This is a genomic window from Allobosea sp., assembly GCF_035999205.1.
Classification (GTDB): Bacteria; Pseudomonadota; Alphaproteobacteria; order Rhizobiales; family Beijerinckiaceae; genus Allobosea.
Genome location: NZ_DASYHA010000025.1, coordinates 1,369,954 through 1,389,165 on the forward strand (window position 1 = coordinate 1,369,954; position 19,212 = coordinate 1,389,165).

Sequence of the window (19,212 nt, forward strand, 5' to 3'; positions counted from 1 at the left end):
CGATGCAACTCTCCCTCGAACCCGATCGCGAGCCTGCCATGACCGATACCTTGATGCTGAAGCGGCGCTTCGCGCCGTTGTTCTGGGCGCAGTTCTTTTCCGCCTTCAACGATAACTTCCTCAAGAACGCACTCGTCTTCATCATCCTCTACAAGCTTGCCGGCTCGCATGGCGAAGCGCTGGTGACGCTGGCCGGCGGCATCTTCATCGCGCCCTTCTTCCTGCTGTCCGGCCTCGGCGGCGAGATGGCCGACCGTTTCGACAAGGCATTGATCGCGCGCCGCCTGAAGCTGGCCGAGATCGGCGCGGCAGGCATCGCGGTCCTCGGCTTCTCGTTGCAATCCGTGCCGGTGCTCTTCGTGGCGCTGGCGGCCTTCGGCATTATCGCGGCGCTGTTCGGGCCGATCAAATACGGCATCCTGCCCGACCATCTGAAGCGCGAGGAACTGCCGGCCGCGAACGCGTTGATCGAAGGGGCGACCTTCATCGCGATCCTTCTCGGCACCGTCGCGGGTGGCCTGACGGCCAGGGAGGGCGGCAATGTCGCATCGCTCAGCGCACTGATCCTGGTCTTCGCCGTTCTGTGCTGGGTCGCGACTCTGTTCATCCCGAAGACGGCCGCTGCCGCGCCGGATCTCCGGATCGACGCGAATATCATCCGCTCCACCGGCAGTCTGCTCAAGGACCTCTGGGCCGATGTCCGGCTCTGGCGCACCGGCGTCATGGTCAGCCTGTTCTGGCTGATCGGCGCGGTGGTGATGTCGCTCCTGCCCTCGCTGGTGAAGAACGGCATGGGCGGCACCGAGATCGTCGTCAGCGTTTATCTCGGCCTCTTCGCGATCGCCATCGCGGTCGGTTCCGGCATCGGTTCCTTCCTGTCGAGCGGCCGCATCGTGCTGTTGCCCGTGCCGGTCGCCTGCGTGGTGATGGGCCTGTTCGCGCTCGATCTCGGTTGGGCGATCTCCGGCGTAGTGGCACATCAGCCGGCCCGCGACATCGCCGGCTTCTTCGCCGATGGTCTCGCCTGGCGCGTCGGCGTCGACCTCGCCGGCCTCGCCATCGCCGGCGGCATCTTCATCGTGCCGTCCTTCGCCGCGACGCAGGCCTGGGCCCCGGCGCAGAAGCGGGCCCGCATCATTGCCGCCGTCAACGTGCTATCCGCCGCCTTCATGGTCGCCGGCGCCGTCTTCATCGCCTTGCTGCAGGCTGCCGGCCTCACGTTGTCGCAGCTCTTCCTCATTATCGGGACGGGCACGCTCGCCGCCTCAGTCTGGATCTTCAGGACGCTGCCGACCAATCCGCTGCGTGATTTCCTGTCGATTTTGCTGCGCGCCTTCTACCGGCTCGAGATCACCGGCAAGGAGAATATCGCCAAGGCCGGCCCCAACGCGATCATCGCCCTGAACCATGTCAGCTTCCTCGATGCGGCGCTCGCCCTCTCGATGCTCGACAAGGATCCGGTCTTCGCCATCGACCACGGCATCGCCCAGCGCTGGTGGGTGAAACCCTTCCTGAAGCTGACGCGCGCCATGCCGCTCGACCCGACGCGTCCCCTGGCGACGCGCTCGCTGATCAACGCGGTGAAATCGGGCGAGAGCCTGATCATCTTCCCGGAAGGGCGGCTCACCGTCACCGGCAGCCTGATGAAGGTCTATGACGGCGCCGCCATGATCGCCGAGAAATCGGGGGCGATGGTCGTGCCGGTCCGGATCGAGGGGCTGGAGGCGACCGTGTTCTCGCGCCTCACCCGCGAACAGGTGCGCCGCCGCTGGTTCCCGAAGGTGCGCGTGACGGTTCTGGAACCGGTCGCGCTGTCCGTTCCCGAAGAGCTGAAGGGGAAGGCACGTCGCCAGGCCGCGGGAACCGCGCTCTATCAGATCATGTCCGATCTGATCTTCAGGACGACCGATATCGACCGCAGCGTCTTCGAGGCCGTCGCCGAGGCAGCGCAGGTCCATGGCAAGGGTCGCGTCGCGGTCGAGGACCCGATCACGGGCTCGCTGACCTATAAGCGCCTGCTGATCGGCGCCGAGGTGCTCGGCCGCAAGCTCAGCTCCCTCGCCAGGCCCGGCGAGGCGGTGGGCGTGATGCTGCCCAATGCCAATGGCGCGGCGGTGACGCTGCTCGGCCTGATCTCGGCGGCGCGGGTGCCGGCGATGATCAACTTCACGGCGGGTGCGACCAACATCCTCGCCGCCTGCAAGGCGGCTGAAATCAGGACCATCGTGACCTCGCGCGCCTTCGTCGAAAAGGGCCGGATGGGACCGCTGGTCGAGGCCCTGCAGGCGAACGTCTCGATCGTCTATCTCGAGGATGTCCGCGCCGATGTCTCGGGCCTCGACAAGCTCAAGGCGTTCTGGCGCCATGGCCGGCCGATCGTCCCCGCGAAGGGGCCGGACCGGGCCGCGATCCTGTTCACCTCGGGCTCGGAAGGCACGCCCAAAGGTGTCGTTCTGTCCCATTCGAACATGCTGGCCAATGCGGCGCAGGCCGCAGCGCGCATCGATTTCGGCCGCCGTGACAAGGTCTTCAATGTCCTGCCGGTCTTCCACTCCTTCGGGCTGACGGTTGGCCTCGTGTTGCCGTTGGTGTCGGGCGTGCCGGTCTATCTCTATCCCTCGCCGCTGCATTATCGGCTGGTGCCGGAGCTGGTCTACGGCTCAAACGCGACCATCCTGTTCGGCACGGACACCTTCCTCTCCGGCTATGCGCGGGCGGCCCACCCCTACGACTTGCGCTCGCTCCGCTACGTCCTGGCTGGCGCCGAGCCGGTCAAGGAGAGCACGCGCCGGACCTACATGGAGAAGTTCGGTCTGCGCATCCTCGAAGGCTACGGCGTCACGGAGACGGCGCCGGTGCTGGCGATCAACACGCCGATGTTCAATCGCTTCGGCTCGGTCGGGCGGATCATGCCCGGCATGGAAGCCAGGCTCGAACAGGTTCCCGGCGTCGATGAGGGCGGTCGCCTGCATGTGCGCGGCCCCAACATCATGATGGGCTATCTGCGTGCCGAAAACCCCGGCGTGCTGGAGCCGCCGACCGATGGCTGGCACGACACCGGCGATATCGTCACCATCGACAAGGACGGCTTCGTCGCGATCAAGGGGCGTGCCAAGCGCTTTGCCAAGATCGCTGGTGAAATGGTCTCCCTCGCCGCGATCGAGACGTTCGCCGCTGAGCTCTGGCCCGATGCGCTCTCGGCCGTCGCCAGCGTCCCCGATGCGCGCAAGGGCGAGCGCCTGGTGCTGGTGACGGCCCAGCGTGGCGCGACCCGGGCGGCGTTCCAGGCCCATGCCAAGAGCAAGGGTGCCTCCGAGCTGATGGTCCCGGCCGAAATCCTGGTCGTGCCGGCGGTGCCCGTGCTCGGTTCGGGCAAGCTCGACTTCGCTGGCGTCACGCGCCTCGTGCGGGAACGCTCGCCCACTCTGGCGGCCTGATGCCATGCTGCGCTTCTGGCTTACGGCGCTGGCGAGGCCGGCGCTCGATCTGACGCTGACCACCCATCCGGGGCTGGTGACGCGGATCATCGAGCGCCCCGGCGCGACGCTCGACGATGCGGGGCTGGCGGCGCTCGTCGAGCAGTTGCGCAGCGTCGCCTCCCGAACCCTCGCCGAAGGCGCCCTCACCTACGGCGTCTTCTCCGGCGAGCGCGAACGGCTCTCCCGGACGATCGTGACCCTGATCACCGAGAAGGAGAGCGGCCGACCGATCGCCTTCAACGCTCTGGCGCAGATGCGCGTCTCGCTGAACGGGGACGCCCAGGAGGTCACCCATCTCGGCCTCGTCATGGTCGATCCCGACGCGCGCGGCCGCGGCCTGTCCGGCGTGCTCTATGGGCTCACCGTGCTCGTGCTGTTCATCCGGGGCGGCCTGCGCCCCCGCTGGATTTCCAATGTGACGCAGGTGCCCGGCGTCGTCGGCATGGTCTGCCAGACCTTCTCCGACATCTATCCGTCGCCGGATCCTGGCTCCCGGCAGAGCTTCACGCATCTCTCCCTGGCCCGGCAGATCATGCGCGACCACCGCCATGTCTTCGGCGTCGGCCCGGAGGCCGGTTTCGACGAGGTGCGTTCGGTGATCACCGACGCCTATACCGGCGGCTCCGACGACCTAAAGAAGAGCTTCACCGAGGCGACGCAGCATCGCGAGCCTCGCTACAACGAGTTCTGCGCGGCCGAGCTCGATTACGGGCGGGGCGACGACGTGCTCCAGATCGGCCGGATGGATCTGGCTGCCGCGCGCCGCTACCTGCTTGGTCAGGTGCCACGCACCTCCTTGCCCGGTCTGGCTGGCGCCTCCGCCTTCCTGATGCTCCAGCGGATCGTGCTTCCGGTGTTCTACTGGCTCGATGACAGCCGCCGCTACGGCCTGCTGCGCCCGCGCCCGTCGAGGCAGAGATCATGACCGAGCCCTTCGCCTACGAGACCTTCACCACCCGCAACATCGGCTTCGTCTCCCCGCAGGAGCAGGAGCGCCTTCGCGCGGCGAGCATCTTCGTCTGCGGCGTCGGCGGCATGGGCGGGGCGGCGTTCATGGCACTGGTACGGGCCGGGATCGGCCATTTCATCATCGCCGACATCGACCGCTTCGAGACCTCCAACCTGAATCGCCAGGTCTTCGCCAACGCCGACACCCTGGGGCGGGGCAAGGCCGAGGCGGCGGCCGAAGCGGCGCGCCGGATCAACCCCGAAATCGCGATCGAGGTGCTGGGCGCCGAGTGGATCGAGCAACTGCCCGCCATCGCGGCGCGCTGCATCGTCCTGGTCAACGGCATGGACGACGTTGCCGCCGGGGTGCAGCTCTATCGCGACGCCAAGCGCGCGCGGGCTACCGTCATCGATGCCTATATGTCGCCCCTGCCCTCGGTGATCGTGGTCAAGCCGGACGACCCGCGCCCCGAAGAACGGCTCGGTTTTCCGACGCTCGGCAAGGACTGGCGCGCGATCGACGAGGCGGACCGGCGTGCCGCCATGCTCCGCGAGGTCGAGCATGTCATGCTGCATTCGAGTTCGCGACATCATGTCGATCTCGCCATCGCCGCAGAGGTTGCCGCCGGTCGGCGCAGCCGGATGTCGTTCGCGCCGATGGTAATCACGACGGGCATGATGATGGCCTATGAGGCGATCGCGCTCGTCCTCGGCAGGGGGAGCGGCACGGATTGCCGCGGCTGGTTCTTCAACCCGCACAAGCCCGCCGTAGAGCGGCCCTGGCCGGCGCCGATCGCCGCCCTGCTGCGCCCCTTCGTCAGGGCCGCTCTGGCGCGCATGATGGGCCCGTCATGACCTCGATCCTGGTCGCTGATTCCGTCGTCAATGCCTGCGGGACCCTCGGGCTCGGCGTCGCGATGCTCAGCCTTCGCCGGCGCGACTCGCGCGGCGCCCTGACGCAACGCTTCCAATGGGCGCTGGGCCTCGTGATGGCCCTATTCGTGTTGCGCGGCCTCGCCTGGTGGTCGGGCAGCCCCGGCCTCGAACGTCTTGCGCTGGCCTGTGCCGCGGCGATTCCGCTCGGCGTCCTCGCCGTCACCGAAGGGGCGCTGCGCCGCCATGCCCCGCGTCCCGTCAAGCTTGCGGTCCTGATCGGCTCGGGCGTGCTGGTGCCCGGAAGCCTGCTCGGCCTCTCCGATCTGACGCGCCTCTACGATCTCGGTCTGGCGGGCCTTCAGATCGCGACGCTGCTCACCTGCTGTCTGCTGCTGGCGCGGCGCGACAAGGCCTCGCTGACGAAGGCTGAGAACGCCGGCGTCGATCGTCTGTGGCTCTGCATCGTGCTGGTGCTACCGTTCCTGCTGACGGACTTCCGCGAGCTGCTGCCCGACATGCCGGTGCGGCTGGGCGGCCTCGGCGTGCTCGTCGCGGTCGGCGTCGTGCTGATCCAGAGCGGCGGCGACCGCACGCGTCGCCAGGGCTTCGCCCTGCTGGCCTTGCGCAGCGCCATCGCCATGCTCCTGGGCGCCGTGCTGGCACTGGCGAACGGGGCGGGCGCCGCCGAAACCACACGGCTCTGTGCGATCCTGCTCTCCGGCTTCCTCGCCGCCGGCCTGATGGTCGATGCGCTGCGAGGGCTGTTCGAGGCGCACTCGCCCGGCGTCCTGGCATCGATCGCCCAGTCGCGCGGGCAGGATCGCGCCGCGCTGATCGCCGATCTCGCCGCCCACCCGGTCTTTGAGAGCGCCAGGCATCTGCGCGAATCCGATCTGGCGGAGTTCGATCCCGAGATCTTGCGCCCCGCCCTGCGCGACATCCAGGTGCTGCGTGCTGCGCAGCAGCCCTGGCATTGGCCGCCAAACGATCCGGTGGCGGAACGGCTCAGCGCGCTGATGGCGACGCATTCGGCGAGCCACATGCTGGTCGTCTCGACCGAGCCGCTCGAGCTGCTCTTGCTCACGATCCCCGTCGTCTCGGCCGATCCCGCGACCGAAACCGCTCTCGTGCTGGTCCGCCGCATGTTGGCGACCGCCCCTCAGGATCAGCCCGCATGATCGAGATCGTCAGCAACGACCGCCGGAAGGCCTTCGCGGTTACCGGCCATGTCTACGGCCCCAGCAGCCGCTATGTGCCGCCGATGTGGGCCGATTTCGACCGCATGCTCGACCCCGCCCGCAACCCGCTGGTCAAGGACGGCCATGGCCGGTTCGAACTGTTCGTCGCGCTTCGCGACGGCGTCCCGGTCGGACGCATCGTCGCCGCCGTGCATGATGCGTCCAACGCCCGACACGGCACCCGCCGGGCCCAGTTCGGCTATTTCGACTGCGGCGACGATCCCGAGGTTGCGGCAGCCTTGCTCGGCGCCGCCGAGGCCTGGGCGCGCTCGCGGGGCATGTCGGAGATCGCCGGCAATTTCAATCTGACGGCCATGCAGCAGATCGGCGTCATGACCGGAGGCTTCGAGCACGCGCCCTATACCGACATGGTCTGGACGCCGCCACATCTCGTGAGGTTGCTGGAAACCAACGGCTATGCCCGCAGCTTCCCGATGACGACCTTCGAAATCGCGCTCGCCGATATCGATCCGGCGCTGCTGCTCGGCCCGAAGCAGCGTGAGATCCTGGCCGACCCCGAGTATCGCTGGATGCCGATCGATCGGCGCCATTTCGAGGCCCGGCTCGAGGACTCGCGGTTGATCCTGAATGACGGCTTCGACGGCAATCCGATGTTCGTGCCGCCCACCCAGGCCGAGTACCGCTTCCAGGCCGGTGACATGATGTGGGTGATCGACAAGCGGATCTCGACGGTCGTCCACCACAACGGCGAGCCGATCGGGGCGATCATCGCCATCCCCGATCTCAACCCCCTCGTGAAAGCGGTCGGCGGGCGGCTCGGGCCCAGCCTGCCGCTCCGCTTCCTCTGGCATCGCTGGACCAACCGGAGGGCGGTGATCGTCTACCAGTCGGTCGGCCGTGCCGCCCATAACCGCGGCATCAACGGCGCGATGCTGTTCAAGGTGGCGAGCGCGCTCAAGGCTGCCGGCTACACGACGCTCGGCGGCACCTGGATCGCCGACTCCAACGGACCCAGCCTGCGGCAGGCCGAGAAGGCGGGCGCCAAGCCATTGCACCGTCTCCACCTGTTCTCAAAACCGCTGGCCTCCTGAGGATGGCGATGCTCGACCGCCAGCTGCTCGAAGACCTGATCGCGGAAGCCCGGCTTGCGCCCAGCGTCCACAACATCCAGCCGACACGATGGCGCCGCGACGGAGACGCATTGCTCGTTCTGGCCGACGCGGCGTGTCGTCTGCCGGTGGCCGATCCGCTCGGCCACGATGTCATGCTCTCGCATGGCGCAGCGATCGAGGGCCTGAGCCTTGCGCTCGGGCGTCGCGGCCTACGGATCGCGCAGGTCGATAAGGCGACCGAGGAGCAGGGCGACATCGTCGCACGGCTCGTGCTGGCGCGCGGCGGAGAGCCGGATCCGCTCTCTGCCGCAGTCTTTGATCGGGCGAGCTGGCGCGGTCCGTTTCGTCGCGGCGAACCGGACCTACCACAGCGCCTCGCTGATCTGGCTGAAGCCGCCGGCGATCTCATCGTCATCCACGACAAGGCGATCGTCGCGGAGGTCGCCGACCTCGCCGATCGTGCGGCGTTCCACTTTCTCTGCGACGATGCCCATCGCGGCGAGCTGCTGCATTGGATGCGGCTCAGCCGCAGTGATCCCCGTTACGGGCGCGACGGCCTCGACGCCGAGGCGCTCGCGCTTGGTCGGCTCGAGGCCGCCGCCGCGTCGCTGGTTCTCGGACCGCTCTTTCCCATGCTGCGCCGGCTCGGGCTCGCAGCTCCCTTGACGAGCGAGCGCGGGAAGCTGGTTTCCGGAGGCTTCGCCCTGTTCCACCGTCCATCCGGCGAAGATCCATTGGAGACGGGGCGGGCATTCTATCGCGATTGGCTGACGATGGAGAGGCTGGGATTGGCCGCCTGCCCGGTGTCGGTTCTGGTCGATTTCTCCCCTAGCAACCGTGAGCTTGTCAGGCGCTGCGCCCTCCCACCGGATCGTCGGCTCGTGAACGTGTTTCGAGTGGGGAAACCGACACGACGCCCCATCGCACGACATGCGCGTATCGATGTCGGCGAACTGATTGTCTGAAGCACTTTCGCCTGGGAACGATGAGCAGGAAAGGGACGCGGCTGCGGCAAACGCCCAAGCGCGGTAAGCCAACCAGATCAACGTGAGATCAAATCCGGAACCTAGTCGTGGGTGCTCCCGAGCCACGCATGTCCGCCTCGGGGCAGGAAAGCAACGTCGGGAACGAGTACGGATGGCATTGGCCGGATAGCTGCTTCAATGCGAACCACGATGAGCTTAGGCGGTATCCGCCAGCAGCCCCTGATTGTCGGAGGAGTGCAGGAAGTGCAGAAGGTCCGACAACCCCTCGCCAAGCAGGGTGACGTGAGAGCGCATCATCTGCGCGGCCTGTTGGCCGTCCCCGCGCAGGATTGCATCGAGCACGCGTTCATGCTCGGGGATCGAGGAATGCATGCGCCCGGGCTGATAGGTCGTGGCGCGTCTGTACGGCGAGATCTTCAGCGTAAGCCGGCGCAGCTCATCCTGAAGTATCCGGTTGTGGCTAGCTGCCGCCACGAGCTCGTGGAAGACAAGGTTGGCGCTGTAGAATGCTTCGGCATCCTCGGCCGCAGCGGCTTCAGCGCAGGCAATATGTGCGGCCTGCAGGCGCTCGCGCTGCATCGGGTTGATGCGGCGCGCGGCCTGGGCCGAGGCCAGCGCCTCGAGTTCGGCGGCGACGCTGAAGGCATCAAGCAGATCGGCGAGAGACATCTGCGCGACCTGCAAGCCCTGCCGGCCACGCGAAACCACGAGCCCGCTTGCGGCCAGGCGCTGCAGCGCCTCGCGGACCGGCGTACGGGACATGCCGAACTGTTCGGCGAGCTGACGCTCGTCGAGCCGGTCACCCGGCCTGCGGGCGCCGTTGAGGATTTCCTCCTCGAGGCGATGCACGACACCGGCCGAGAGTGACTCGGGCTCGTCGGACACTGTCGATCCGTTCACTCGCGCCATTGCGCGCCTCACCGACTTTCCGCGGAGTAGAACCTGTTGGCGATCGATTCCGCCAGTGCGACCAGCCCATAGAGGAGCAAGCCGCAGATGCAAAGCACCACGATGGCGGCCATCGACACCTCCGTATCGGCGCGCGCCGTGGCGAAGATGATCAAATAGCCGAGCCCAGCCTGTGCCGTGATGAACTCACCGATGATGACGCCGATGATCGCGAGCGTGATCGCGATCTTCATGCCGCTGAAGATGTGCGGTAGTGCCATCGGAAAGCGAACATGGGTGAAAACCTGCCATTCCGTCGCAGTCAGCGAGCGGCACAGTCTGAGCATGCCCCGGTCGACGCTCAAAAGCCCCGCTGCGGTCGCGATGACCACCGGGAAGAAGGCGATGAACACCGAAAACGCGATTCGCGACTGCGAGCCGACGCCGAGCCAAATGATGAAGAGAGGTGCCAGCGCGATCTTGGGAATGAGCTGGAAGAAGATCAGGTTCGGATAGAGCGCCTCGCGCGCCACCGTCGAATAGGTGATGAGGATCGCGATTGCGACGCCGAGCAGCAGCGCGAGCAGGAAGCCGGCCGCTGATTCCAACGTCGTCGGCACCGCATGCATCAACAGGATGTCGTAGCGGGCGACGATGTAGCGGGCGATCGAGACCGGCGACGGCAGGATCACCGACGGGATCTGCGAGACCGTGACATAGAGCTGCCAGGCTCCGAGCACGAGGAGCGCCAGCCCAAGCGGCAGCAGGATGCTGCTGAGGCCAGCGCCTTCGCGGAACCGACTGGCGCCGGAAGCCGGCAGCGTGGCACCTGTCTCGGTACCGATTGTGGCTTTTGCCATGCTCGCGATCTCACTCGATGTTGCTTGCGCCGGCGCCGGCGAGCTTGCTGGACCCCTGGCTGGCAACGGGCTGTCCGTGGCCATGGGCCGCCTCGATGGTGAGGCGCAGCTCGCGGCAGATTTCGGCGAACTCCGGGGTCTCCTCGATCTCGAACCGGCGCGGGCGCGGGAACGGCATCGTCTTGTCGAGGATGATCGTCGAGGGCCGCCCGCCCATGACGACGACTCGATCGGAGAGAAAGGCGGCCTCCCGGATCGAATGCGTCACGAAGATCACGGTCTTGCGATAGGTCTCCAGGATCTCGGAGAGCGCGACGTTCATCTGGTCGCGCGTGATGGCGTCGAGTGCGCTGAAGGGCTCGTCCATCAGCAGGATCTCGGGATCGTGGATCAGAGCCCGGCAGATGGCGACGCGCTGGCGCATGCCGCCTGAGAGTTCACTGGGCTTCTTGTGCTCGAAGCCGGCGAGGCCGACCATCTTGAGCAGCTCATGGGCGCGCTCGCGATAGGCCTCGATCGGCAGTTTGAGGATGCGGACGGGGAACAGCACGTTCTCCAACGCGCTCTTCCAGGGCAGCAGCGTCGCATCCTGGAAGATGATGCCGATGTCGCGCCGCGGCGCCGCGACCGTCGCGCCTGCCAGCATGATGGAGCCCGCCGTCGGGCGCTCTAGCCCGGCGATCATCATCAGCAGGGTCGATTTCCCGCAGCCCGACGGACCGAGCAGCGAGACAAACTCGCCGCGAGCCACGTCGACCGACGCGGAGGCAACCGCCTGGATCGGCGCCTGCCGCGTGAAATAGGTCTTCTGCACGCCGGCCACCGAGACAAGAGGTGTCCCGGCCAGTCCGACATCTGCGTTAGGTGCCAAGCTCAGCATCAAATCATCGCCCCGCGCACAGTCCCGGTTCACGAGCCGACATATTTGCGGAAGGGCGCCGCAGCCTTCTCGGCGGTCGCCAGGTCCGCGGCCGACAGCTTGAGCTTCCCGACGAAGTCATTGGTGAACAGAGCACCGACGTCGGGGCGCACCGCGCCTTCGCCTGCCGCGTATTTCACGACCAGATCGGCCATGGTCGACACCTTGGCAGGGTCAGCCCAGCCGAAGCCATTCTGCTTCACCTCGGGGACGAGGTTGGTCAGGTTCGTAAGACCCAGCCCGATGCGGGCGTATTCCTTGCCGGTCGACGAGATGGCGACCTCGCTATTGGCCTTCAGGAAGATGTCGACCGCTTCGTCGAAGTTGGTCATCGTGAACTGGATCGCCTCCATCGCACCCTGGACGAAGGCCTCGCAGAGCCCCCTGTCCTGCTGCAGGCGCGCCGGCTGGGTCGTCAGAGACTGGCCGTAGAACTCGATCCCGACCGCTGAGAACAGCAGGAAGCGGACATCCGTGCCGAGCGGGGCGAGCGAGGGGACGGTGCTGGTGGCGAAGGCCGAGACGGCATCGACCTGCTTTTCGACCAGCGTGCGCTCGCGAACCTTGCCATCGACCTGGAGGATCTCGACCTTCTTCAAGTCGAAGCCCGCCTTCTCGGCATAAAGCGGCATGAACGGATACTCGCCGGAGGTGACGCTGGCGCCGAGCTTCTTGCCTTCGAGATCCTTCGGCGAGCGGATCGGCGAGCCAGCGAGCACACCGACGCCCATCAGCGCGTCATAGTTGATCTGGCCGATGCAGGTGATCGGCAGTTTCTTCGCGGCCTGGACGATCACGGTTGGCGTCGCCGCCATGCCGAAATCGAAGGTACCGGCACTGACCGCCTGCGCCGCGGCGCCGGAGCCGGAACCGCGCGCGACGGAAACATCGAGGCCGTGGCGCTTCCAGAAGCCCTTGTCGCGGGCGACATAGGCGAAGAGGTTCGGTCCTTCCGGGATCCAGGAAGTCGTGAAGGAAACCTTCCTTGTGCCCTGCGCGATGGCAGGCATGGCGAACGCGCCCGTCGTTGCCGCCGCTGCGGCGGCCAGACCTTTCAGGGCAATGCGACGTGAGATCGGCATCCGGTATCTCCCCTCTTGTTCATTAAAGGGCCAGCTCCCGCCAGCGCCAGCCCAACCTTCTCCGCGTTCCCCGGCGAACGCAAGTTGGATTATGCCAGAATGTTCATTTTGCATACTTATTTGTCAACTATCCATATTTTGAGCTATCGTGCATACGAATTTTGTGCAATCAACCGTCTATAAAATGCCAGACCGGCATTTCATTATACCAAAATCGCGAAGCAGCACGGAGCCGTCATGAAGCCCTTCGAGGTTCGGAACGCCCATTTCGATCGACTGGTGAGCACGCCTGGTCTGCGCTGGATGGGTCAGAACACCAATCATGCGAATCCGCATCCGGCCGTTCTGGCGGCGATGGAGAAATGCATCCGAGACGAGGAGTTCCACATCTACGCACCTCCGGCCGGCCTCGAGGCGCTGCGCAGCGGCATCCTCGCCGATCTGGGGCTGACGGGATTGAGCGCGCTCGTCTCGGACGGCGCCGTCGCCTCGCTTTACCATATCTGCCACAGCCTGCTCGGGCCGGGTGACGAGTTCATCACCACCGATCCAACGTGGAACTGGCCGATGGCCTTCGCGCGAGCCGTGGGCGCGACGGTGACGCAGATTCCGATCTATGGCGAGGAGCTCGGCTACCGCCTCGCACCTGAGCGGCTGAGGGCGGCGATCACGCCGAAGACGAAGGTCATCTACATCGTCGACCCGAACAATCCTCTCGGCTCCGCCTGCACGCCCGAGGAAATCGACGGCATCGTCGCCGCCGCGCGCGAGGCCGGCGCCTACCTGATCCACGATTGCACCTACCGGCACTTCGCCTATCAGCACACGCTGGCCGCGACGCGCTATCCGGAGCGGACGCTGACCATCTACAGCTTCTCGAAATGGCTCGGGCTGGCCGGGCTCCGCGTCGGGGCGGTCGTCGCCCATCCCGACATCGTGGAGAAGCTCTCGGCCGCCCCGCCGAACAATCTCGGATCGAGCATTCTGTCGCAGCGCGCAGCGCTGGCGGGGCTTTCGATCAAGGATGAATGGTTTCCGGGCGTGCTCTCCCAGCAGCGCGCCAACCAGAAGCTGATCAAGGATGCCGCGGACCGCATTCCCGGCCTCAGCATGCCGGTCTTCCCCTCGAACGGGAACTTCGTCGTGCTCGAATGCCAGAGGGCCGGCGTCCGGCCCGAGGCGCTCGTCGCCGCCTATCAGCAGCACGACATCATGATCCGGCAGGGCGCCTACCACACCCCGAATTTCGGCGACCGCTTCATCAAGATCAGCACCACCGTACCGACCGCCTGGGTCGAGGAGTTCGTCGCACTGCTGCCGAGCATGATCGAGCAGGCGCGAGGCCAAAACGAAGCCGTGAAGTTGTTCTGAGCCGGCCGCCGCGCCGCTGCATTCGCATCTGAGGAGACAATCGACCATGGATCTCAAGCTCAAGGGCAAGACGGTGCTGATCACCGGCGCGTCGCAGGGTATCGGCGAGGGGCTGGCCCGTGCCTTTGCCGAGGAGGGCTGCAACCTCCACATCGTCGCCCGTTCGGGCGACCGGCTGAACGCGCTCAAGAGCGAGCTCGAGGCGGAGCATGGCGTCGCCGTGACAGCTCATGCCCTCGACCTGACTGAACCCCGCGCGATCGAGCAGCTCGTCACTGCGGCCGGGGACGTCGACATCCTCGTCAACAACGCCGGGGTCGTCCCCAGCGGCAGCCTCTGGGATGTCGACGAAGCCAAATGGCGCGCCGGATGGGAGCTCAAGGTCTTCGGCTACATCAATCTCACCCGCGCGATCTATCCCCGCATGAAGGCGAATGGCGGCGGCGTCATCATCAACAACATCGGCAATGGTGGCGAGGTGTTCGATCCGGCCTATGTCGCCGGCACGACCGGCAATGCCAGCCTGATGGCCTTCACCCGCGCGATGGGCGGCCATTCGCTCGACGACAACATCCGCGTCGTCGGCGTCAATCCCGGCCCGGTCGATACCGACCGCATTTACAACATGCTCAAGAAGCGTGCGGCCGACTGGCTGGGCGATGCAGGCCGCTACGAGGAGCTGCAGCAGCGCTACCCGCTGAAGCGCCCGGCCCATGTCCATGAGATCACGGACTTGATCGTGTTCCTGGCCTCGTTCCGCTCCGGCTACACCTCGGGCTCGATCTTCACCGTCGATGGCGGCATCACCTCCCGCCGTTCCGTGATCTGAGGAGCGCGCGATGCCTTTCGCCACGACCAGCGACGACGTAAAGCTCTTCTATGAGGAGGCCGGCAGCGGCACGCCGATCATCTTCGTCCACGAGTTCGGCGGCAGCCATTGGAGCTGGGAGCCGCAACTCAACTTCTTCGCCCGGCGCCACCGCTGCATCACCTTCGCTGCCCGCGGCTATCCGCCCTCCGAGATCCCACCCGGTACCGAGAGCTACTCGCAGGCCCGCGCGGCCGACGACATCATCGACGTCTTGAGCGCGGCCGGCATCGAGAAGGCCCATGTCGTCGGCCTCTCCATGGGCGGCTTCGCCGCCCTCCACGCGGCGCTGCGCCATCCCGGCCGGGTGCTCTCCGTCGTCGCGGCCGGCGCTGGCTACGGCGCGGAGAAGGCCCACGAGGACTACTTCAAGGGCATCTCCGAGCAGGTCGCCCGGAATTTCCAGGAGCATGGAGCGAAGGATTTCGCGCCGATCTATGCCGAGGGCGCCTCGCGCGTGCAGTTCCAGGACAAGGACCCGCGCGGGTGGGCGCTCTTCGCCGAACGATTGGGACAGCACGACTCACTCGGCGCCGCGAACACCATGCGCGGCGTGCAGATGCACCGGCCCTCGCTCTACGATCTCGAAGCACAGTTCCGCGCCATGCAGGCGCCGCTCCTGGTCATGACCGGCGACGAGGACGATCACTGCATCCAGCCCGGCCTCTATCTTAAGAGGGTTGTACCGCGTTGCGGCCTCGCGATCTTCCCGAAATCCGGCCACACGCTGAACCTGGAGGAGCCGGAACTGTTCAACCGCCTGCTGGCCGAGTTCATCGCTCAGGTCGAGGCCGGTCGCTGGGGACGGCGCGATCCTCGCGCCAATCCCGCGCAGATCATGCGGACGGACTGAGCATGGCCTCGGCAAAGCCCCTCTCGGCCTACATCGACGGAGAGCGCCTCTGGGCCCGCCATCTGGCGCTGGCCGCGTTCGGCGCCCGTCCCGATGGCGGCGTCGACCGCCCGACGCTCTCGGCAGAGGAGGCGAAAACACGCGCGCAAATCATCGCCTGGGGCCGCATGATCGGTCTCAAGCCCTTTACCGACAGGGCAGCGAATCTGTTCCTGCGCCTTGAAGGGCAGGATCCGAGCCTGCCCCCCGTCGTCGCCGGATCCCATATCGATTCCCAGCCTACCGGCGGGCGCTTCGACGGCGTGTTCGGCGTTCTCGCGGCCTTGGAGACGGCGCAGGCGATCATGGCGCGGGGCGAGCGGCCCCTGCGCCCGGTCGAGATCGTTGCCTGGACGAATGAGGAAGGCTCGCGCTTCGCGCCGGGCATGACAGGCTCCGATCTCTTCACCGGTACCAAGGAACTGGCTCAGGTACTGGCGATCCGTGATGCCGACGGCGTCAGCGTCGAGCAGGCCGTCGCCGCAATTCTCGCCGGCGAGGAAGACGTGCCGCTCCGGCCGTTTCGCCTGCCGATCCATGCCTATGTCGAACCGCATATCGAGCAGGCCTCCGTGCTGGAGCGGGCAGGCATTCCGATCGGGGTCGTCACCGGCATCCAGGGCACGCGGCGCTATCGCATTCGCGTCCGCGGAGAGGCCGCCCATGCCGGCACGGCCCTGCGCAAGGACCGCCGAGACGCGCTGATGACAGCCGCGCGCATGATCTGCGCCATGGACGAGGCAGCGCGGGAGCCAGCGGACACGCTCCTGACCGTCGGCATGCTGCAGGTGACGCCCAACGCGCCCTCGGTCGTGCCGGCCGAAGCCTTCTTCTCCGTGGACCTGCGCCATCCCGACAACGCCGTCGTGGACCGGGTCGACGGCGAGGTTCGCCGGATCGTCGAGGAGATGAAGGGCCCTTGTGCGGTCGAACTGCGGGAGATCCAGCACTCTCCATCGCTCGACTTTGCGCCCGACATCCGCAGCACCATCACCAAGGCGGCGGCAACGCTCGGCATCCCGGCGATGGAGGTCTATTCAGCCGCTGGGCACGATGCCCGCCAGCTCCATTACGTCTGCCCGGCCGGGATGATCTTCGTGCCATGTCGCGGTGGGATCTCGCACAACCCGGACGAATGGGCCGAGCCGGAGCATCTGACCGCCGGAGCCCGCGTACTTGCCGACACGGTCTGGGTGCTGGCCAACCAGAAAGGCGGTTCGCCTGTGTAAAGGGGGCGCAGGCGCAAGCTCCGCCGGTACTTCCATTCAGGGTGCAGGCGCATCCCGCGTTGTCACGGTCATGCGAACAGGCCGACGAAGTTCACCAACAGCCATTGCGAGATGGCGAACCGCTCGTTGCTTGGCCATCGCGTTCTCGACTGGCTGGATCAGTGGTTCGGCCTGCCGGGTCGAATGTCCATGGCCGACCGCTTCCATCGAGCCACCGAGCGACACTCGATGTTTGCTTTCGGGACCAGCACCGATGTCGGCTCCCGGCGCATGTCTCGCGGGCGATCGCCGGGCGCTTGTCCCTTCCGAGACCGAGGGAACGTCCGCGACGGAGCAAGTCAGCGCGGTTCGCCGAATGGTTTGCGCGAGCAACCGCAATCAGACAACAATTTGCACAGCGATGAGATCCTAAGCTCCGATCTGCCGCATCAGTCCAAACATATCCATCAGGATGCGCGTCTCCTTGATGCGCCCGTCCTCAAGACGGTCAATCACCATCCCCCAAACCGAGACCTGTTTGCCGGAGGCCGGCGCACCAAAGAACTGTCCTTTTTGAGTTGCGGTCCATGTAAACCGCGTGAGCACCTTATCGGCCTCGCCAAGCTGTTCATCTATGGTCCAGTGCATGTCGGGAAATGCAACAAACAGCGCCCGAAGCACGTCCCTCAGACCTTCCAATCCTGGCCCTTGCCCCGGGAATGGCACCTGCTCGACGACGTTGCCAGCGACAAAGTCGCCAGCCGCATCGAGATTGCGTCCGTTGATCACCTCGTCGATGAAGCGGCGAATTACCAGCTTGGCATCATCCGGGCTCATGTTGGCCTCGCTTTTGGACTGCGAAAGACAGAATGTCAGCCGAACGAAGATCGTTGCCAAGATGACGACTGCGATGTTGGATCGGTTCGCGCATCACTGCGACATCATCGAGACCGGCAACGAATTGGCGCTTCAAGAACCGCGCCTGAACGCTCCTGAGATGACGTTGCCCCCTATTTGCCCTCGTTCATAACTGGACTCTGTGCTCGCTTTGGTGCGCTCTGGACCGGGTTGCAAAGTCGTTCGTAGCGAGGCCGCCGAGGCGCGTACGCGGCCGGCGGTTGTTGTAGTCCGTTCTCCATTCCTCGATCAGCCGGCGGGCGCTCAGCAGATTCCGGAACATGCGCTCGTTCACGCATTCGTCCCGAAAGCGGCCGTTCAGGTTCTCGACGAAGCCGTTCTGCATGGGATTGCCCGGCGCGACGTAGTGCCACTCGACCCGGCTGTCTTCCTGCCATTGCAGGATCGCGCGCGAGTTCAGTTCGGTGCCGCTGTCGCTGTCCACCATGAGTGGCCGGCCGCGAAGGACGATGAGCGCATTGAGTTCCCGGACGACGCGCTGGCCGGTTAGCGAGATGTCGACGACGAGCACCAGGCACTCTCGCGTAAAGTCGTCGACGAGCTGGTCCGCGACAGATTTGAGGCTCCAGGTCTGGTTCGGCCCCTGCGGCATGGTCATCGGCGCCCGTGTCCCGAGCGCGCGCTTGCGCCCGTCACGCCGGCGCACCGTCAGCCGCTGCTCCCTATAGAGCCGGAACAGCTTCTTGTGGTTCAGCGCGATGCCGCCCCGCCGCAGTAGGATGTGCAGGCGCCGGTAGACGAACCGCCGCCGCTGACCGGCAAGGGTCTTCACGCGCTCCCGGATCTCCACATCGTCTGATTGCCGCGAGGCATAGCGATCGGCCTTCGGGGCGAGCCCGATCAGATCGCGGGCCCGACGCTGCGAAGCTCTTCTCCTTGACCGCCCAGTCCACGAACGCATTCCGCGATCCGGGCCTCAGGAGTTTTTTCCGAGCGCCTCGCGCAGCGTCGCGACATCCAGCATCGATTCCGCCAGAAGCTTCTTGAGCTTGCGGTTCTCGTCATCAAACGCCTTCAGCCGACGTGCCACCATAGCGACTGCGCCAATTGCAAGAGGTACATCGCTGATCCTGTGCTTGCGGCAGGTATCCACCACCGCAACCCCGGCCTGGTGCTCCTTCAGCACCGCAATGATCTGCTCTTCGCTGAAGCGGCTCTTCTTCATCACCGGTTCCTTCGGACGGATGCCAATTCAAACCGAGGGCGCTTCGAGGGGCGACGGCAACCCCAATCTGGCAGGCCTGTACCGTCCGAAGGTCGAAGCGCTTAAGGGCGCTCTGGACAATGAGGAGGCACGCACCGACGCAGCGATCATCCGCACGCTGATTGTGGCGGTCGTGTTTCACCCTGCAGGCAGGAGCCACGAGATCGCGTTGATCGGGGAGGTCGCACGCATGATTGAGATCACGCTGGGCGCCAACGACAAAAAGCCGCCCTTGGAGGGGCGGCTTTGACTGCCAAAGATCGGGGTTTGGCTTGTTTTGGTTGCGGGGGCCAGATTTGAACTGACGACCTTCAGGTTATGAGCCTGACGAGCTACCGGGCTGCTCCACCCCGCGACAAGGGCTTGAACCGGTTTCCAGGCATTTTTGGGCCTGGTCTTGAG

Annotated in this window: 16 protein-coding genes, 1 tRNA gene and 2 pseudogenes; 12 read left to right on the plus strand and 7 right to left on the minus strand. The window is 65.9% G+C overall.

Annotated features, from left to right (window positions below; all coding sequences use genetic code 11):
• Positions 1-38: 38 nt before the first annotated feature.
• The 6 genes from VGN82_RS21805 to VGN82_RS21830 are packed head-to-tail and all read left to right on the plus strand — an operon-like array spanning position 39 to position 8,579.
• On the plus strand, positions 39-3,437 hold the full coding sequence (locus VGN82_RS21805) for an acyl-[ACP]--phospholipid O-acyltransferase (RefSeq protein ID WP_327529139.1): 3,399 nt from the start codon (positions 39-41) through the stop codon (positions 3,435-3,437).
• A 4-nt stretch (positions 3,438-3,441) separates the two neighbouring features.
• The gene (locus VGN82_RS21810) at positions 3,442-4,404 is read left to right on the plus strand and encodes a hypothetical protein (RefSeq protein ID WP_327529140.1); all 963 of its coding nucleotides are present in this window, start codon (positions 3,442-3,444) and stop codon (positions 4,402-4,404) included.
• Positions 4,401-5,282 (plus strand): ThiF family adenylyltransferase, encoded by an 882-nt coding sequence (locus VGN82_RS21815; RefSeq protein ID WP_327529141.1) that lies wholly within the window; start codon positions 4,401-4,403, stop codon positions 5,280-5,282. The genes VGN82_RS21810 and VGN82_RS21815 overlap by 4 nt, the downstream gene beginning before the upstream one ends.
• The gene (locus VGN82_RS21820) at positions 5,279-6,481 is read left to right on the plus strand and encodes a hypothetical protein (RefSeq protein ID WP_327529142.1); all 1,203 of its coding nucleotides are present in this window, start codon (positions 5,279-5,281) and stop codon (positions 6,479-6,481) included. The genes VGN82_RS21815 and VGN82_RS21820 overlap by 4 nt, the downstream gene beginning before the upstream one ends.
• Positions 6,478-7,593 (plus strand): GNAT family N-acetyltransferase, encoded by a 1,116-nt coding sequence (locus tag VGN82_RS21825; protein WP_327529143.1) that lies wholly within the window; start codon positions 6,478-6,480, stop codon positions 7,591-7,593. Before VGN82_RS21820 ends, VGN82_RS21825 begins: the two co-directional genes overlap by 4 nt.
• A 2-nt stretch (positions 7,594-7,595) precedes the next feature.
• Positions 7,596-8,579 carry a hypothetical protein gene (locus VGN82_RS21830; protein WP_327529144.1) on the plus strand — a complete coding sequence of 328 codons (984 nt, stop codon included), beginning with the start codon at positions 7,596-7,598 and terminating at the stop codon, positions 8,577-8,579.
• A 216-nt stretch (positions 8,580-8,795) separates the two neighbouring features.
• On the opposite strand, the gene VGN82_RS21835 is transcribed toward VGN82_RS21830, so the two are convergent.
• Genes VGN82_RS21835 through VGN82_RS21850 form a run of 4 tightly spaced genes read right to left on the minus strand, consistent with a single transcriptional unit; the run spans position 8,796 to position 12,349 of the window.
• Positions 8,796-9,485 (minus strand): GntR family transcriptional regulator, encoded by a 690-nt coding sequence (locus VGN82_RS21835; protein ID WP_327529145.1) that lies wholly within the window; start codon positions 9,483-9,485, stop codon positions 8,796-8,798.
• A gap of 32 nt (positions 9,486-9,517) precedes the next feature.
• Positions 9,518-10,348, minus strand: a complete 831-nt coding sequence (locus VGN82_RS21840; RefSeq protein ID WP_327529146.1) for an ABC transporter permease — start codon at positions 10,346-10,348, stop codon at positions 9,518-9,520.
• Positions 10,349-10,358: 10 nt separating this feature from the next.
• Positions 10,359-11,228 (minus strand): ABC transporter ATP-binding protein, encoded by an 870-nt coding sequence (locus VGN82_RS21845; RefSeq protein ID WP_327529147.1) that lies wholly within the window; start codon positions 11,226-11,228, stop codon positions 10,359-10,361.
• Positions 11,229-11,257: 29 nt separating this feature from the next.
• The gene (locus VGN82_RS21850) at positions 11,258-12,349 is read right to left on the minus strand and encodes an ABC transporter substrate-binding protein (RefSeq protein WP_327529148.1); all 1,092 of its coding nucleotides are present in this window, start codon (positions 12,347-12,349) and stop codon (positions 11,258-11,260) included.
• A 213-nt stretch (positions 12,350-12,562) separates the two neighbouring features.
• Here VGN82_RS21850 and VGN82_RS21855 point away from each other — a divergent pair, with 213 nt between their 5' ends.
• The 4 genes from VGN82_RS21855 to VGN82_RS21870 are packed head-to-tail and all read left to right on the plus strand — an operon-like array spanning position 12,563 to position 16,709.
• Positions 12,563-13,720: a pyridoxal phosphate-dependent aminotransferase gene (locus tag VGN82_RS21855; protein ID WP_327529202.1), complete on the plus strand. Its 1,158-nt coding sequence runs from the start codon at positions 12,563-12,565 to the stop codon at positions 13,718-13,720.
• Between the two features lie 46 nt (positions 13,721-13,766).
• The gene (locus tag VGN82_RS21860) at positions 13,767-14,549 is read left to right on the plus strand and encodes an SDR family oxidoreductase (RefSeq protein WP_327529149.1); all 783 of its coding nucleotides are present in this window, start codon (positions 13,767-13,769) and stop codon (positions 14,547-14,549) included.
• A gap of 10 nt (positions 14,550-14,559) precedes the next feature.
• The gene (locus VGN82_RS21865; protein WP_327529150.1) at positions 14,560-15,441 is read left to right on the plus strand and encodes an alpha/beta fold hydrolase; all 882 of its coding nucleotides are present in this window, start codon (positions 14,560-14,562) and stop codon (positions 15,439-15,441) included.
• 2 nt (positions 15,442-15,443) lie between these two features.
• A complete protein-coding gene (locus VGN82_RS21870) occupies positions 15,444-16,709 on the plus strand; it encodes a M20 family metallo-hydrolase (RefSeq protein WP_327529151.1) in 1,266 nt (421 codons plus the stop codon).
• Positions 16,710-17,117: 408 nt separating this feature from the next.
• On the opposite strand, the gene VGN82_RS21875 is transcribed toward VGN82_RS21870, so the two are convergent.
• Positions 17,118-17,576 carry an ester cyclase gene (locus VGN82_RS21875; RefSeq protein WP_327529203.1) on the minus strand — a complete coding sequence of 153 codons (459 nt, stop codon included), beginning with the start codon at positions 17,574-17,576 and terminating at the stop codon, positions 17,118-17,120.
• Positions 17,577-17,580: 4 nt separating this feature from the next.
• Here VGN82_RS21875 and VGN82_RS21880 point away from each other — a divergent pair.
• Positions 17,581-17,674: pseudogene (locus tag VGN82_RS21880) on the plus strand (ATP-binding protein); the annotation flags it as partial.
• Positions 17,675-17,712: 38 nt separating this feature from the next.
• Here VGN82_RS21880 and VGN82_RS21885 read toward each other — a convergent pair.
• Positions 17,713-18,771, minus strand: a pseudogene (locus tag VGN82_RS21885) (IS3 family transposase).
• On the opposite strand from VGN82_RS21885, the gene VGN82_RS21890 reads away from it, so the two are divergent.
• Positions 18,737-19,060 (plus strand): hypothetical protein, encoded by a 324-nt coding sequence (locus VGN82_RS21890; RefSeq protein WP_327529152.1) that lies wholly within the window; start codon positions 18,737-18,739, stop codon positions 19,058-19,060. The pseudogene VGN82_RS21885 and the gene VGN82_RS21890 sit on opposite strands and share 35 nt — an antisense overlap.
• A gap of 28 nt (positions 19,061-19,088) precedes the next feature.
• On the opposite strand, the gene VGN82_RS21895 is transcribed toward VGN82_RS21890, so the two are convergent.
• A tRNA-Met gene (locus VGN82_RS21895) sits at positions 19,089-19,165 on the minus strand.
• Positions 19,166-19,212 lie beyond the last annotated feature (47 nt).

What these genes read in the sequence shown, in the direction of transcription:
- VGN82_RS21805 (WP_327529139.1), top strand. Translation starts at nt 39, where the DNA reads ATGACCGATACCTTGATGCTGAAGCGGCGCTTCGCGCCGTTGTTCTGG.
- VGN82_RS21810 (WP_327529140.1), top strand. Translation starts at nt 3,442, where the DNA reads ATGCTGCGCTTCTGGCTTACGGCGCTGGCGAGGCCGGCGCTCGATCTG.
- VGN82_RS21815 (WP_327529141.1), top strand. Translation starts at nt 4,401, where the DNA reads ATGACCGAGCCCTTCGCCTACGAGACCTTCACCACCCGCAACATCGGC.
- VGN82_RS21820 (WP_327529142.1), top strand. Translation starts at nt 5,279, where the DNA reads ATGACCTCGATCCTGGTCGCTGATTCCGTCGTCAATGCCTGCGGGACC.
- VGN82_RS21825 (WP_327529143.1), top strand. Translation starts at nt 6,478, where the DNA reads ATGATCGAGATCGTCAGCAACGACCGCCGGAAGGCCTTCGCGGTTACC.
- VGN82_RS21830 (WP_327529144.1), top strand. Translation starts at nt 7,596, where the DNA reads ATGGCGATGCTCGACCGCCAGCTGCTCGAAGACCTGATCGCGGAAGCC.
- VGN82_RS21840 (WP_327529146.1), bottom strand. Translation starts at nt 10,348, where the DNA reads ATGGCAAAAGCCACAATCGGTACCGAGACAGGTGCCACGCTGCCGGCT.
- VGN82_RS21845 (WP_327529147.1), bottom strand. Translation starts at nt 11,228, where the DNA reads ATGCTGAGCTTGGCACCTAACGCAGATGTCGGACTGGCCGGGACACCT.
- VGN82_RS21850 (WP_327529148.1), bottom strand. Translation starts at nt 12,349, where the DNA reads ATGCCGATCTCACGTCGCATTGCCCTGAAAGGTCTGGCCGCCGCAGCG.
- VGN82_RS21860 (WP_327529149.1), top strand. Translation starts at nt 13,767, where the DNA reads ATGGATCTCAAGCTCAAGGGCAAGACGGTGCTGATCACCGGCGCGTCG.
- VGN82_RS21865 (WP_327529150.1), top strand. Translation starts at nt 14,560, where the DNA reads ATGCCTTTCGCCACGACCAGCGACGACGTAAAGCTCTTCTATGAGGAG.
- VGN82_RS21870 (WP_327529151.1), top strand. Translation starts at nt 15,444, where the DNA reads ATGGCCTCGGCAAAGCCCCTCTCGGCCTACATCGACGGAGAGCGCCTC.
- VGN82_RS21890 (WP_327529152.1), top strand. Translation starts at nt 18,737, where the DNA reads ATGATCTGCTCTTCGCTGAAGCGGCTCTTCTTCATCACCGGTTCCTTC.